Annotated in this window: 11 protein-coding genes; 8 read left to right on the forward strand and 3 right to left on the reverse strand. The window is 68.2% G+C overall.

Annotated elements, in window-relative coordinates:
- Positions 1-6 precede the first annotated feature (6 nt).
- The 3 genes from BKA16_RS03400 (at position 7) to BKA16_RS03410 (ending at position 3,174) form a co-directional block, all read left to right on the forward strand.
- Positions 7-1,545, forward strand: coding sequence for a CCA tRNA nucleotidyltransferase (locus BKA16_RS03400; RefSeq protein ID WP_246371629.1), 1,539 nt, complete (start codon positions 7-9; stop codon positions 1,543-1,545).
- A 66-nt stretch (positions 1,546-1,611) separates the two neighbouring features.
- Positions 1,612-2,703, forward strand: coding sequence for an aminotransferase class V-fold PLP-dependent enzyme (locus BKA16_RS03405; protein WP_183369352.1), 1,092 nt, complete (start codon positions 1,612-1,614; stop codon positions 2,701-2,703).
- Between the two features lie 78 nt (positions 2,704-2,781).
- On the forward strand, positions 2,782-3,174 hold the full coding sequence (locus tag BKA16_RS03410; protein WP_183372870.1) for a hypothetical protein: 393 nt from the start codon (positions 2,782-2,784) through the stop codon (positions 3,172-3,174).
- A gap of 4 nt (positions 3,175-3,178) precedes the next feature.
- Here the strand turns inward: BKA16_RS03410 and BKA16_RS03415 are convergent, their stop codons facing one another.
- Positions 3,179-4,477, reverse strand: a complete 1,299-nt coding sequence (locus BKA16_RS03415) for an MFS transporter (protein WP_183369353.1) — start codon at positions 4,475-4,477, stop codon at positions 3,179-3,181.
- A gap of 114 nt (positions 4,478-4,591) precedes the next feature.
- Here BKA16_RS03415 and BKA16_RS03420 point away from each other — a divergent pair, with 114 nt between their 5' ends.
- Positions 4,592-5,185, forward strand: coding sequence for a YqgE/AlgH family protein (locus BKA16_RS03420; protein WP_387996289.1), 594 nt, complete (start codon positions 4,592-4,594; stop codon positions 5,183-5,185).
- A gap of 22 nt (positions 5,186-5,207) precedes the next feature.
- A complete protein-coding gene (locus tag BKA16_RS03425) occupies positions 5,208-5,843 on the forward strand; it encodes a DedA family protein (RefSeq protein WP_183369355.1) in 636 nt (211 codons plus the stop codon).
- Here the strand turns inward: BKA16_RS03425 and BKA16_RS03430 are convergent.
- Positions 5,813-6,802, reverse strand: coding sequence for a bile acid:sodium symporter family protein (locus BKA16_RS03430; protein ID WP_183369356.1), 990 nt, complete (start codon positions 6,800-6,802; stop codon positions 5,813-5,815). The genes BKA16_RS03425 and BKA16_RS03430 overlap by 31 nt on opposite strands.
- Before the next feature lie 3 nt (positions 6,803-6,805).
- Positions 6,806-7,342, reverse strand: a complete 537-nt coding sequence (locus BKA16_RS03435) for an SdpI family protein (protein ID WP_183369357.1) — start codon at positions 7,340-7,342, stop codon at positions 6,806-6,808.
- Positions 7,343-7,502: 160 nt separating this feature from the next.
- Between BKA16_RS03435 and BKA16_RS03440 the strand changes: the two genes are divergently transcribed.
- The 3 genes from BKA16_RS03440 (at position 7,503) to leuS (ending at position 13,721) form a co-directional block, all read left to right on the forward strand.
- Entirely contained in the window at positions 7,503-9,056 is a 1,554-nt protein-coding gene (locus BKA16_RS03440) for a DUF222 domain-containing protein (RefSeq protein ID WP_183369358.1), read from the forward strand.
- Positions 9,057-9,170: 114 nt separating this feature from the next.
- On the forward strand, positions 9,171-10,775 hold the full coding sequence (locus tag BKA16_RS03445) for an MDR family MFS transporter (RefSeq protein ID WP_183369359.1): 1,605 nt from the start codon (positions 9,171-9,173) through the stop codon (positions 10,773-10,775).
- An 81-nt stretch (positions 10,776-10,856) separates the two neighbouring features.
- Complete coding sequence (leuS, locus tag BKA16_RS03450) at positions 10,857-13,721, forward strand: leucine--tRNA ligase (protein ID WP_183369360.1); 2,865 nt, start codon at positions 10,857-10,859, stop codon at positions 13,719-13,721.
- The last annotated feature ends 80 nt before the right edge of the window (positions 13,722-13,801 follow it).

Below are 13,801 nucleotides of genomic sequence, written 5' to 3' on the forward strand. Positions count from 1 at the left end.
TATCCCATGACCGACAGCGCGCAGAGCAGCCGGATGAGCGACGAACAGCGCGCCGAGCGCCGCAACCGTCTCCTCGCCTCCGCAGCGCAGACGTTGGGCGCGCTCGACGATGTACTCACCCCGCTGGCCGCGCGGTTCGCCGACCGCGGATACGCGTTGTACCTGGTGGGAGGCTCAGTTCGGGACGCGGTCCTCGGCCGGCTCAGCAACGATCTGGACTTCACGACCGATGCCCGCCCGACGGTGATCGCGGAGATCCTCGCCGCGAGCGCATCGGCGGTGTGGGACACCGGCATCGACTTCGGGACGGTCAGCGCACAGATCGCCGACCAGACGGTGGAGATCACCACCTTCCGATCGGACATGTACGACCAGGTGAGCCGTAATCCGATCGTCAGCTTCGGCGACACTCTCGAGGGCGATCTGATCCGGCGCGACTTCCGCGTCAACGCCATGGCGGTGCGTCTGCATCCGGACGGCCGACAGGAGTTCTGCGATCCGCTCGACGGTCTGTCGGATCTGCTCGCCGGAGTCATCGACACGCCCTCGGCGCCGGAGAACTCCTTCAATGATGATCCGCTGCGGATGCTGCGCGGGGTGCGCTTCGTCGCTCAACTCGGCTTCACGCCGGCGCCGCGCGTACTCGAGGCGACGCGCGCGATGGTCGACCAGATCGACCGGATCACCGTCGAGCGGATCCGGGTGGAGCTGGACAAGATGATCTGCGGTGAGTATGCGATCGAGGGCGTCGACCTGCTCGTCGAGACGGGGCTGGCCGACCGTGTCCTGCCGGAGGTGCCGGGTATGAAGCTGACGATCGACGAGCACCATCAGCACAAGGACGTCTATCAGCATTCGTTGACGGTGCTGCAGCAGGCCATCGATCTCGAAGCGCTCGACAGCCGCGGCGAGCCGTATCCGGAGACCGGCGACGAGGCGGTCGACGCCGACCAGTCGCGTTCGCCGGACCTGGTGCTGCGCTGGGCGGCCCTGCTGCACGACATCGGCAAGCCCGCGACGCGGCGGCACGAGGACGGCGGCGGTGTCAGCTTCCACCATCACGAGGTGGTCGGCGCCAAGATGGTCCGCAAGCGGATGCGCGCGCTCAAATACCCGAAGGCCGTCGTCGATGACGTATCGCAGCTGGTGTTCCTGCATCTCCGTTTCCACGGTTACGGCGACGGGCGATGGACGGACTCCGCCGTGCGGCGCTACGTCAACGACGCCGGTCCCCTCCTCGGTCGTCTGCACAAGCTGGTGCGGGCGGACTGCACCACCCGCAACCGGCGTCGCGCTCGCAAGCTGCAGGAGACCTACGACGACCTGGAGCACCGGATCACCGTGCTCAAGGAGGCCGAGGACCTCGATCGGGTTCGACCCGATCTGGACGGTAACGCGATCATGGAGCTCCTGGGGCTCCCGCCGGGGCCGCTCGTCGGCGAGGCGTGGCGTTTCCTGAAGGAGCTCCGCCTGGACGCCGGCCCGATGACCCGCGAGGACGCCGAGGCCGCGTTGCAGCAGTGGTGGGCCCGGCGCGAGGGCTGACCCGAGACTGCTCCGCAGGTCGAGCGGAGTCGAGCCCCCTCCGGTCGCCCCGGGTAGATTTATCGCATGTACTGCAGTGAACTCGGCGAGCAGTGGCACGCCGCGCGCGTGGAACCGTCGCTCGCCCACCTGGATGCGGCCGCCGCCGGCCGATCGTCACGAGCCGTCATCGAGACGATCACGAAACACCTTGAGCGCGAGGCGGAACGGGGTTCGTACGTCGCCGCCGCCGAGCAGGCGGACACGTTGGCCGCGGGTCGTCGGGCACTCGCGTCGTTGATCGGTCACACGCCGGACGAGCTGTCGTTCCGCGACAGCGCCCGGACGTCGCTGCGCGCGCTTCTCAACAGCTGGACACTGCCGATGTCGCCGACGGTGTGGGTGGCCAAGAACGAGTTCGGACCGAATCTCGCCGAGTTCGAGCACCGCGACTTCGCGGTCCGGGTGCTTCCCGAATCCGACGTGTACGGGCACGTCGACGTCGACGCGTTGGAGAACATGCTGCAGTTCGAGCAGCCGGACTTCATCCACATCTGCCACATCGGGTCGGCCAGCGGACTGGTGCAACCGGTGGCCGAGATCGTCGCCGTCTCGCACAACGCCGGGGTTCCCGTGGTGGTCGACATGGCGCAGTCGGTCGGTCACGTTCCGACGGTGACCGGTGCGGACATCGTGTACGGCACGTCGCGCAAGTGGCTGACCGGTCCGCGTGGAGTCGGCTTCGTGGCCGTTCGTGCCGATTCGCTCGCGGATGTGCGGGTCGAGTCGTCGGACTCGTTCATCGCGGGCCAGCTGGGGCTCGGTGCGGCGGTCGCCGAGGTCCTCGCGATCGGCCAGCAGAAGGTGTTCCGTGAGCTCGCCGCGATCGGCAGGATTACTCGCGAACGGCTGCGCGGTATCGGCAGCTGGGAGGTCATGGAGCCGGTCGAGGAGGCTTCGGCCCTGGTCACGCTCGCGACACCGCCCGGTTGGGGATTCTCCGATCTGGAGGCAGCGCGGGACAAGCTTCTCGAGACCGGGATCCTGGTGACGGCCGCGGACTCGTGGCGGGCACCGTTGGCCGCCGACCAGCCGCATCTGCGTGTGAGCCCGCATCTGGACGTCCGTCCCGAGCAGCTCGACGCGCTCGCGACCGCCATCCGCACGATGGGCTACTGAAGCGATCAGACGCTGCGTCCCGGCGTGTCGTGGAACCCGACGGCCGCCGCCCGCGTCTAACCGAGTATGGACGGGGTTATCGAGTACGGCTTCGGGACCGGTGACGGTGACGTCTCGACGTGGCGGTCGTCCGTCGACCTGGATCTGGACGGCGACGGTGTGCTCGATGCGGTGTCCCTCGACTTTGACGGAGACGGCCGGGCCGACGACGCGATGTGGGATTCCGACGGTGACGGCGTCGCCGACCGGTCGGCCCTCGATCTCGACGACGACGGCGTCGCCGAGACGTGCTTCGTCGACGGGGGATCCGGTCTATGGGAACTCCCCGTCGACGCGGACGACCCGGTCCCGGCGTCGGAGGGTCGCCCGCACGAATCGTTCCTGGACGTCGACGGCGACGGTGTGCCGGACACGGTCCTGCTCGACACCGACGGCGACGGTTACGCCGACGAGCATCGACCGATGTCCTGATCCCTCACACCTGCGCCTGCTCCCGCTCCACCGTCGCTCGGTCCGGGCCTTCGACGACGGTCGCGTCGACGCGTCTGATCAGCAGAGCACCCACTAGATAGATCGCGCTGCCCGCGACGACGATCGGGATCGAGAATCCGTCGGCGGGGATGGAGAAGGCCGCGACGAACATGGCGGCCACATAGGCGGAGTTGAACAGGGCGTCCTGAACGGCGAACACCTGGCCGCGATACGAGTCGGGCACGTCGCACTGCATCGCGACGTCGCCGCACAGTTTCACCGTCTGCCCGACGAGGCCGAGGACGACGGCCGCGATCAGCACCGTGTACGAGGTGAGGGTGCCGACAAGCGCTTCGGCCGCCGCGCCGCCGATGAGCGCGCCGCCGATCGTGGTCCGTCGCCCGAACCGATGAACCGACCAGGGGGTGGCGACCGCGGCCGCCAGCGCGCCGACGGCCACGGCGCCGCCGATCGCGGCGATCGCCGGAACACCCGTGCCCAGCGGCGGTCCGAGGTCCATCCGGCGCACCACCATGAACAGCATCAACGTGTTCATGCCGAAGACGAGCCGGTGCACCCCGATGGCGCCGAGAGCGACGCCGACGCTCGGATGCGCGGCGACGGCCCGCACCCCGTGCGCGAGGCCCCGGCCGAGCGAGTACACCGCCGAATGGCCGGAACCGTCTGGTCTGTCCGGCCCGAGTCGTCGGGCGGCGAACGTCGCCGCGATCAGACCCGAGCACGCCGCGAACACGGATCCGGCCACGAGCGTCGCGCCCGACCCGCCGTTATCGGCGCCGAAGAGCACGCGCAGCAGCGCCGACACCCCCGCTCCGACGGCCAGCATCGCCGCGCCGAGGGTCGTGAAGACGGCATTGACCTCGATGATCACCGACTGCGACGCCACGTGGGGCAGACCGGCCGACAGTCCGGACGCCACGAAGCGGCTGCACCCGGTCACGAGCAGGGCGGCGAGCAGGACGACGGTGTCGGGCGCCCCCGAACTCGTGGCGATCGCCACGCCGAGCACCGCCACGGCTCGCAGCACATTGACCCAGACCAGCACCCGTCGTCGATCCCAGTGGTCGAGGAGTGCGCCGGTGAACGGGCCGAGCACCGAATACGGGAGCAGGAGCACGGCGAATCCGCCCGCCACGGCAAGCGGATCGGTGTGGCGATCGGGATTGAACAGAATGGAGAATGCGAGCGCCGCCTGAAATGCGCCGTCGCTGATCTGACTGAGCACCCGGACGCTCAGAAGACGAAGCAGGCCGGGACTCTTGACCTGCGTCCAGAAGCTCACCGATCGAGCCTACCGACCGTTTCTGTGGTACCGGTGAGTACAGATGCACCTCACAGTTCCGCGATGATCGCGACCCGCGCGGTCGTCTCCGGGCGTCGGTGATGACATGATGAAGTGGTGTCCGACGGTGAATTCGCAGACGATGCACCCGAGGTGGCTCCCGGGTCGCTCCTGATCGCGTCGACGGCGCTGTCGGCTCCGGCCTTCGCGCGGACCGTCGTCTACATCATCGAACACGACGAGCAGGGCACCCTCGGTGTGGTCCTGAACCGGATGAGCGACGCGGCCGTCTACAACATCCTCCCCCGGTGGGCGGATCTCGCGGCGAGCCCCCGCGCGGTGTTCGTCGGCGGGCCGGTGGGCACGTCGTCGGCGTTGTGCCTGGGGGTCGCGAAGAGCGGCGTGGTGGTGGCCGACCAGCCCAAGCTCCACCAGGTCCTCGGGCCGGTCGCGATGGTCGATCTCGATGCGGACCCCGACCAGATGGCGGAGGTGCTCGCCGGCGTCCGCATCTTCGCCGGGTACGCGGGATGGGAACCCGGTCAACTCGACGAGGAGCTCGCCGACAACAGCTGGATCGTCGCACCCGGACTGCCGACGGATCTGCTGTCGGAGCCATCGGTGGACGTGTGGCAACAGGTGCTGTCGCGGCAACCGTGGCCGTTACCGCTGCTGTCGACGTATCCGCTTCGACCGGACGACAATTGAGCACACGGCGGTTAGTTGACACATGGATGCTTTGACCGGTCAGCTGACCTCGCTGATCGAAGCGGTTCCCGCATGGGCGGTCTATCTCATAGCCATCGGCGTGGTGTTCCTCGAGACGGCCGTGATCCTGGTCGGCCTCGTCGCGCCGAGTGAGGCGATACTGATCGCGGCGGGCGTGTTGGCGGCGGTCGGCACTCCGCACATCTGGATCCTCGTCGTGGGTTGCGGGTTGGCGGCGGTCGCCGGGGATTCCACCGGATACCTGGTCGGCCGTGGTCTCGGACCGCGTCTCGGAGCGTCCAAGCTGGGACGCAAGCTGGCCCGGCGCGCGATCCGTTCCGGCCATAACGCGCCGAGTGGCGGTGACGCGGTGATCGCGGTGGCCGGTGCCCGCTGGGTCGGCTTCGTGCGCAGCGTGAGCCCGCTGGTGGCCGGTGCCCGGAGGATGCCGTACCGACGGTTCGTCCTGGCCAGTGCGATCGGGGGCGTCTCGTGGACTGCCACGGTTCTGATGGTGTCCTACGTGGTCGGCGAGACGCTCGGAGCGGAGGTGGCGCTCATCGTCGCGATCGGCGTCGGTGCTCTCGCTCTGGCGCTGTTGATCTTCCGCCGGTGGCGAGCGATCCGTCAGACGCCGTCGTCGACCGGCTCGCCCTGACGGTGGTACCGGTTCGCCATCCACGCGCAGATGATCAGCTGGAGCTGATGGAAGATCATCAGCGGCAGCACCATGAAGCCGACCACTGATCCGGCGAACATGACGCTGGCGAGCGGCAGCCCGGTGGTCAGACTCTTCTTCGTGCCGCAGAACTGCACGGCGATCATGTCCTCGCGGCTGAATCCCAGACGTTTGGGCACGTACCAGGTGACGACCAGCATCACCACGATGAGCAGGGTCGACACGATGATCACCAGTATCACGTCGAGTACGCCGACCTTGCTCCAGAGGCCGGACTTCACACCCTCGCTGAAGGCGACGTAGACGACCATCACGATCGATCCGCGATCCACGAGCTTGGTGGACTCGGCGTGCTTGCCCAGGAACGGATTGACCAGCGGCCGAGCGATCTGCCCGACGATGAAGGGGACGAGGATCTTCAGTACGATCTCGAGGATCGACTCGCCGCTGATATGCACGCCCGCATCGGTACTCATCAGCAAGACCACCAGGGCCGGTGTCACGACGACGCCGAGAAGATTCGACGCCGACGCACTGACGATGGCTCCCGGCACGTTGCCGCGGGCGATCGAGGTGAACGCGATCGACGACTGCACGGTCGACGGCACGAGTGTCAGGTAGAGGAATCCGTCGGCCAGGGCGGAGCCGATCAGATGCGTCAGGAGGGGGTGGAGCGCCAGCCCGATCAGGGGGAACAGGACGAATGTGAACGCGAGGATCACGGTGTGCAGACGCCAGTGGGTGAGACCGTCGAGGGCCTCGCGCGGGGACAGCCGCGTCCCGTACAGGAAGAACAGCAGGGCGATGAGCGCGGTGACCACCCAGTCCATGACGTCGGCGAAGGCTCCCCCGGCGGGGAAGATCGCGGCGACGACGACGGCCAGGAAGATCGAGACGATGAATCCGTCGATCGGTGAGTTCGCGAGGAGTCTGCGCATACGTCAGCGCGCGGCGTCGACGGCTTCGTCGGCTGCGTGCTCGGTGGTGCACATCCCCTGCAGCGCGCAGGAGCCACAGCTGGACGTACCGCAGTCGGCGGCCGGATCCCCCGGCTGGGCGGACGTGCCGCACGAGTCGGCGGACTGATCGTCGGATCCGCCCGAGCAGCAGTCCGCGCTGCAACCGCCCTGATCCTCGGGCTCGGGGACCGTCGCGGCCACCCGCACGCCGATGCCCGCGACGATCGACACGATCACGAAGCTCACGAGCACGGCGCCGAAGCCGAACAGGAAGCCGAGGTCGCCGCCGAAGGCGAGTACGCCGCCGATCAGGAGAACCAGTGCGGCAGCGCAGAATCCGGGAGCAGCCACCTTGTTGCCGAGGGCGAAGGCTTCGGCCGAGCGCATGGTCTCGGCCGAGCGGACACCGAACCAGCGGTTGCGCTCCAGACGGCCGGTCAGTCCGCCAATGCCCACAGAAGCCCAGAAGACGGCGAGCACGAGTGCGATGACTGCGGAGACCATGGACAGGATATGCACGGCTCTCACTGTACGACGACGGGTCGGCCGGTGGGGAATCGTCGTCATGCGGCAGTGATGCAGGTCGCGGTGCACGGTCGACGGCGCTCCGCCGGCCGGAGTCGCAACGCTCGGATCGCTGTGAACCGAAACTGTCGGACCCTCGGTCTATCCTTATGGCGTGAGTAACAGAGTATTCGAACCCACGACCGATTCGGCGCTCGAATCCCGGGTCGACCTGCTCTTCGCGAAGGGCACGTCGGCCGCCGGCGCCGCCCGGGGTCTGGACGCGGTCGGCGACACCGACCATCTCGCGGCGCTCCTCGCCCACTACGGCGGCGTCCGTGCCGCGGCCGACTATTCGATCCTGGCCACCGCGTCGCACTTGGCGGAGGCCTGCGAGGAGGAGTACCTCGTCGCCATGGCCGCCCACCGCGAGCAGGTCGAGGCCACGGCCGCGGGCTTCACCGAGGCGGCTGCCCGCGCCGCGGCCGGCGAGGATCCGTTCAGTCGGTACGGCCCGACCGGCGACGAGCGCGCGATCGCGCAACTGGGCGCGGCGTTCAACTGCACTCCCGGCCTCGCCCGACGCCTCATCGAGTCCGGCCACGCGCTGCGGTACCGGTTCCCGGAGACCGGCGCGCTGTTGGCCGCGGGGCGGATAGACAAGCCCCGGTTCGACGCGGTGGTCTCACAGGCCTCTCTCGTTGCCGATGAGAAGATCGTCGATTTCGACGCGACGCTCGCCGAGGCGATCGCCTCCCGTCCGGCCATGGGGTTCCAGCGCTTCGCCGCCATGGTCGATGCCACGATCGCAGCGGTCGACCCCGAGGCGCTCGAACTCCGCAAGGAGAACGTCGCCCGGGATCGGGGAATCACTGTTCGGCCCGACCGTCGAGTACCGGGCCGGTCCCGGGTCAGCGGTCGACTCACCACCGAGGGCGGCGCGACCTTCGACGCCGCGCTCGACGGTCTCGCGGCCGCGGTCCACGCCGACGACCCGCGGACCAAGGCGCAGCTGCGCGCCGATGCGGTGGTCGCTCTCGCGCAGGGCACGACCCTCGACTGCGGGTGCGACGCGTGTGTCGCGGCCCCCGGGCCGACCACTCCCGCCCCGGCTCCGCTCGCGGCCGGCTGGTTCCACATCGTCGTCAACATGTCCACGCTCGTCGGCGCCGACGACGCTCCCGCCTATATCGACGGCCACGGCGTCGTCGACGCCGAGACCGCGCGAGGGCTGCTCGCCGAGGCCAAGCGGTCGTACGTCCACGCGGACGCCGCGACCCCGGACGGGCTCACCTACACGCCCTCTCCCCGAGTGGCCGATCTCGTCCGCTGCGGCGACCTCTGGTGCTCCTGGCCCGGATGCGACGCCCCCGCGTGGCAGTCCGATCTGGACCACCTCCAGGAGTTCGACCACGCGAACCCCGCCGCCGGCGGGAGGACCACCCGTGCCGGACTGGCACCCCTGTGCCGTCTTCACCACCGCGTGAAGACGTTCACCGACTGGCGCGACTACCGTGACAACCTCGGCCGCATCGTTCTGGTCTCCCCCGAAGGCCGACTGACCGTCGGCACCGGATTCACCGGCGCCGACCTCTTCCCCGCGCTCAAGCAGGGCCGAGCCGGGCCCACCGGCGCGGACTGTCTCCGCGACAAGGCCGGTCGCGAACGCGCCCGACTCCGCCGCCTCCGTGAGCGGCGCGAGGCGGACGAGCCGCCACCGCTCTTCTGAGATTCGGCCGATCAGGTGGCCATCTGTGCCCGATCGAGGCGAAGAACTGTGCCTCCCCCAGGTGGGCGGTTCATTCGATCCGTATCGAATGTCGGTAATCGATAGCCTCCACAGATGACCTCCCCCACCCGGACCGATGCGGACGACGAGGCCCCGGCCCAGATCGACCGCAAGGTCGTCTACGTCATCTTCAGTGCGCTCGTCGCCGCCATGTTCCTGTCCTCGCTGGATCAGAGCATCGTCGGAACCGAACTCCCGACCATCGTCGGCGACCTCGACGCCGTCGACCACGAAGGCTGGATCGTCACGTCCTACCTCGTGGCGATCGCCATCGTGATGCCGGTGTACGGCAAAGTCGGCGACCTCTACGGGCGACGTTGGCCGTTCCTCATCTCCATCGGGATCTTCCTCTGCGGGTCGCTCGGATCGGCGCTGTCGACATCGTTCGCCGAACTGGTGATCTTCCGCAGCCTGCAGGGGCTGGGTGCGGGCGGACTGATGATCCTGTCGCAGGCGATCATCGCCGACATCGTCTCGGCTCGCGACCGCGGCAAGTTCATGGGTCCGATCGGTGCGATCTTCGGCATCGCCGCGGTCCTCGGACCGCTGCTGGGCGGCTGGTTCGCTCAGGGGCCGGGCTGGCGCTGGGCGTTCTGGCTCAACGTGCCGATCGCCGCCATCGCGCTGATCATCGCCTTCTTCGCGCTCAAGCTTCCGCGTCAGCGCAGTGGCAAACGGTTCGACTTCGTCGGCACACTGTTCCTGGCCCTCGCCACGGCGGGCATCGTCCTGGTGACGTCGTGGACGTCGATCGTCTCGAGCGAGAAGTACGACTGGTCAGATCCGTGGCTGCTGGCCCTGCTCATCGGCGCCGTCGTCTGCCTCGGCGTGTTCATCGTCGTCGAGCTCAGAGTGGCCGAGCCGCTGATCCCCCTGCATCTGTTCCGCGACCGGGTGTTCTCGGTGTCGACGGCCATCGCGTTCGTCGTCGGCGTCACGATGTTCGCCGCTCTGGCCTACCTGCCGACGTTCCTGCAGATGGCGCACGACGTCGACCCGACCGACTCCGGTCTGCTGATGCTGCCGATGACGATAGGTCTGATGATCACCGCGATCGGTTCCGGTTTCCTGATCGCCAAGACCGGCAGGTACCGGATCTACCCGATCATCGGTCTGGCCATCACCACCGCGGGCATCGCCTGGCTGACATTCATCACCGCCGACATCTCGATGGTGATGTTCGGCGCGATGATCTTCGTCCTGGGCTTCGGCATGGGTCTGGTGATGCAGACCATCGTCATCGCCGTCCAGAACGCCGTCCCGTCGGCCCAGGTCGGAACGGCGACGTCGACGAACAACTTCCTCCGCGAGATCGGTGCGGCGATCGGCACATCCGTGTTCGGCACCGTGTTCACCACGAGCCTGGCGGGCAAGCTCGACGACCTCAAGAACTCGATGCCGTCGGCGGCGAAGGCCGGGGCGGCCTCCGACCTCACGCCGGAGTCGGTCGGTGCGCTCAAGAACACCGACCCGAACCTCTACCACGAGATCATCGACGCGTACGCCGACGCGATGGCGCCGACGTTCTGGTTCCTGGTCCCGATCGCCGCGGTGGGCTTCGTCCTGTCACTGTTCCTGCGCGACAAGAAGCTGTCGACCACGGCGGGCCTCGTCGACCGCGGGCAGGCGGGAGAGCTGGCGGGTGCCGGCGCGCGCTGATCGTCCTCGGGCGCGTGGTCGATGCGGCAGCGGTGAGCCTCCGGTTTCGGCACCGACTCGTGCGCCGTTTACCCTGGTTGCGTGAGCTCCGCTGATTCTTCGTCCCGTCCCGCCGAGTCCGTGCCCGGTCATCGGTACACCGCCGCCACGGCCGGTGAGATCGAGTCGCGCTGGCAGGAGCGCTGGAGTGCCGACGGCACCTTCCACGCACCGAACCCGGTCGGCCCCCTCGCCGGTGACTTCAGCGGCTTCGACGGCCCTCAGGCCGACGCCCCCGACAAGCTGTTCGTGCAGGACATGTTCCCGTACCCGTCGGGCTCGGGACTGCACGTCGGGCACCCGCTCGGCTTCATCGGCACCGATGTCTTCGCCCGATTCCAGCGGATGACCGGCAAGAACGTCCTGCACACGATGGGCTTCGACTCGTTCGGTCTGCCCGCAGAGCAGTACGCCGTGCAGACGGGCACTCACCCGCGCAGCACCACCGAGGCCAACATCGAGCGCTATCTCGCGCAGATCCGGCGCCTCGGCCTCGGTCACGATGAACGGCGCCGCGTCGCCACCACCGACGTCGAGTTCTATCGGTGGACGCAGTGGATCTTCCTGCAGATCTACAACTCCTGGTTCGACGCCGATGCCGGTAAGGCGCGCCGGATCTCCGAGCTCGTCGACGAGTTCGCCTCGGGCGCACGCACACTCGACGACGGCCGCGCATGGGCCGAGCTGTCGGCCGCCGAACGCGGCGAGATCCTCGACGGCTACCGCCTGGTCTACCTGAGCAACTCGCTGGTCAACTGGTGCCCGGGGCTGGGCACCGTGCTGGCCAACGAGGAGGTCACCGCGGACGGCAAGTCCGAACGCGGCAACTTCCCGGTGTTCCGGAAGAACCTGCGGCAGTGGATGATGCGAATCACCGCGTACTCCGATCGCCTGCTCGACGACCTGGACCTGCTCGACTGGCCGGAGAAGGTCAAGACGATGCAGCGCAATTGGATAGGTCGTTCGCGCGGCGCCCAGGTGAAGTTCGCGACCGCCGTCGGCGACGTCGAAGTCTTCACCACCCGCCCGGACACCCTGTTCGGCGCGAGCTACATGGTCCTGGCACCCGAGCACGATCTGGTCGACCGGCTCGTCGCCGACGCGTGGCCGGCGGACGTCGACCCCCGCTGGACGGGTGGCGAGAGCTCTCCGAAGGCCGCCGTCGCGGCCTACCGTGCGTCGATCGCCGCCAAGAGCGACCTGGAGCGCCAGGAGAACAAGGAGAAGACCGGCGTCTTCACCGGCGCGTACGCGACCAATCCGGTCAACGGCGCGCAGGTCCCGGTGTTCATCGCCGACTACGTGCTCATCGGTTACGGCACCGGCGCCATCATGGCCGTGCCCGCCCACGACACCCGCGACTACGAGTTCGCCACCGCCTTCGGCCTGCCGCTGCTCGAGGTGATCGGCTCGGACGAGGGCATCGCCGAGGCCGCGTACACCGGCGACGGACCGCTGGTGAACTCCGAGTTCCTCAATGGTCTCGACGTCGCCGCCGCCAAGGCCGCGATCATCGAGCGTCTCGAAGCCGACGGCACCGGCACCGGGACGATCCAGTACAAGCTGCGCGACTGGCTGTTCGCCCGCCAGCGCTACTGGGGCGAGCCGTTCCCGATCGTGTACGACGCCGACGGCGCACCACATGCGCTGCCGGAGTCGATGTTGCCGATCGAACTGCCGGAGGTGGCCGACTACGCGCCCGTCGCCTTCGATCCGGACGACGCCGACAGCGAGCCGTCTCCCCCGCTGGCCAAGGCCACCGAGTGGGTCACCGTCGACCTCGACCTGGGCGACGGAGTGCAGACGTACACCCGCGACACCAACGTGATGCCGCAGTGGGCGGGCAGTTCCTGGTACCAGCTGCGCTACATCGACCCGACGAACGACGACGCCCTGTGCGCTCCCGAGAACGAGGCGTACTGGATGGGTCCGCGTCCGGCCCTGCACGGAGCGAACGATCCGGGCGGCCTGGACCTGTACATCGGCGGTATGGAGCACGCGGTGCTGCACCTGCTGTACTCGCGGTTCTGGCACAAGGTGCTGTTCGACCTCGGCTACGTCAGCAGCGTCGAACCGTACCGTCGCCTGTTCAACCAGGGCATGATCCAGGCGTTCGCCTACACCGACTCGCGCGGCGTGTACGTGCCGGCCGAAGACGTCGTCGAGCGCGACGGGAAGTTCTACCTGGGCGACGACGAGGTGTTCCAGGAGTACGGGAAGATGGGCAAGTCGCTCAAGAACTCCGTCGCTCCCGACGACATCTGCCGCGACTACGGCGCCGACACCCTCCGCGTCTACGAGATGTCGATGGGTCCGCTCGACCAGTCGCGTCCGTGGGCGACCAAGGACGTCGTCGGCTCCCAACGCTTCTTGCAGCGTGTGTGGCGTCTGGTGGTCGACGAGGAGTCGGGTGCGGTCCGCGTCACCGACGATGAGCCGTCGGTCGACACCCTCAAGGTCGTGCACCGCACCGCCGAGGGCGTGCGCGACGACTTCGCGAACCTGCGCACCAACACCGCCGTCGCCAAGCTCATCGAGCTGACGAACCATCTCACCAAGACGTGCCCGGACGGCGCTCCGCGCTCCGCCGTCGAGGCCGTGGTGCTGATGCTAGCTCCCCTGGCGCCGCATCTGTCCGAGGAGCTGTGGAGCCGCCTCGGCCACGACGGCTCCCTCGCGCACGGTCCGTTCCCGGAGGTCGACGCGCAGTACCTCGTCGAGGACTCCGTCGAGATCCCCGTCCAGGTCAAGGGCAAGGTCCGCAGCCGCATCACGGTCGCTGCCGACGCGGACGAAGCGACCGTCGTCGCCGCGGCGCTCGCGGACGAGAAGATCGCTGCGTTGCTCGACGGCGAGCCGCGCAAGGTGATCTACGTGCCCGGGCGCATGGTGAACGTCGTTCCGTAGCGAGCGACCCGGAATCTCACACGGTTCAGCCCATTGGCCAGATCCTTGTTAGATTAGAGATGTCTTAATCTAACAATCCC

This window comes from Gordonia humi (genome assembly GCF_014197435.1).
In the GTDB taxonomy this organism is placed as follows: Bacteria; Actinomycetota; Actinomycetes; order Mycobacteriales; family Mycobacteriaceae; genus Gordonia; species Gordonia humi.

Excerpts from the sequence above, each read along its gene's own strand:
- BKA16_RS03430 (WP_183369356.1), bottom strand. The coding sequence starts at position 6,802 with ATGCGCAGACTCCTCGCGAACTCACCGATCGACGGATTCATCGTCTCG.
- BKA16_RS03425 (WP_183369355.1), top strand. The coding sequence starts at position 5,208 with ATGGATGCTTTGACCGGTCAGCTGACCTCGCTGATCGAAGCGGTTCCC.
- BKA16_RS03400 (WP_246371629.1), top strand. The coding sequence starts at position 7 with ATGACCGACAGCGCGCAGAGCAGCCGGATGAGCGACGAACAGCGCGCC.
- BKA16_RS03405 (WP_183369352.1), top strand. The coding sequence starts at position 1,612 with ATGTACTGCAGTGAACTCGGCGAGCAGTGGCACGCCGCGCGCGTGGAA.
- BKA16_RS03445 (WP_183369359.1), top strand. The coding sequence starts at position 9,171 with ATGACCTCCCCCACCCGGACCGATGCGGACGACGAGGCCCCGGCCCAG.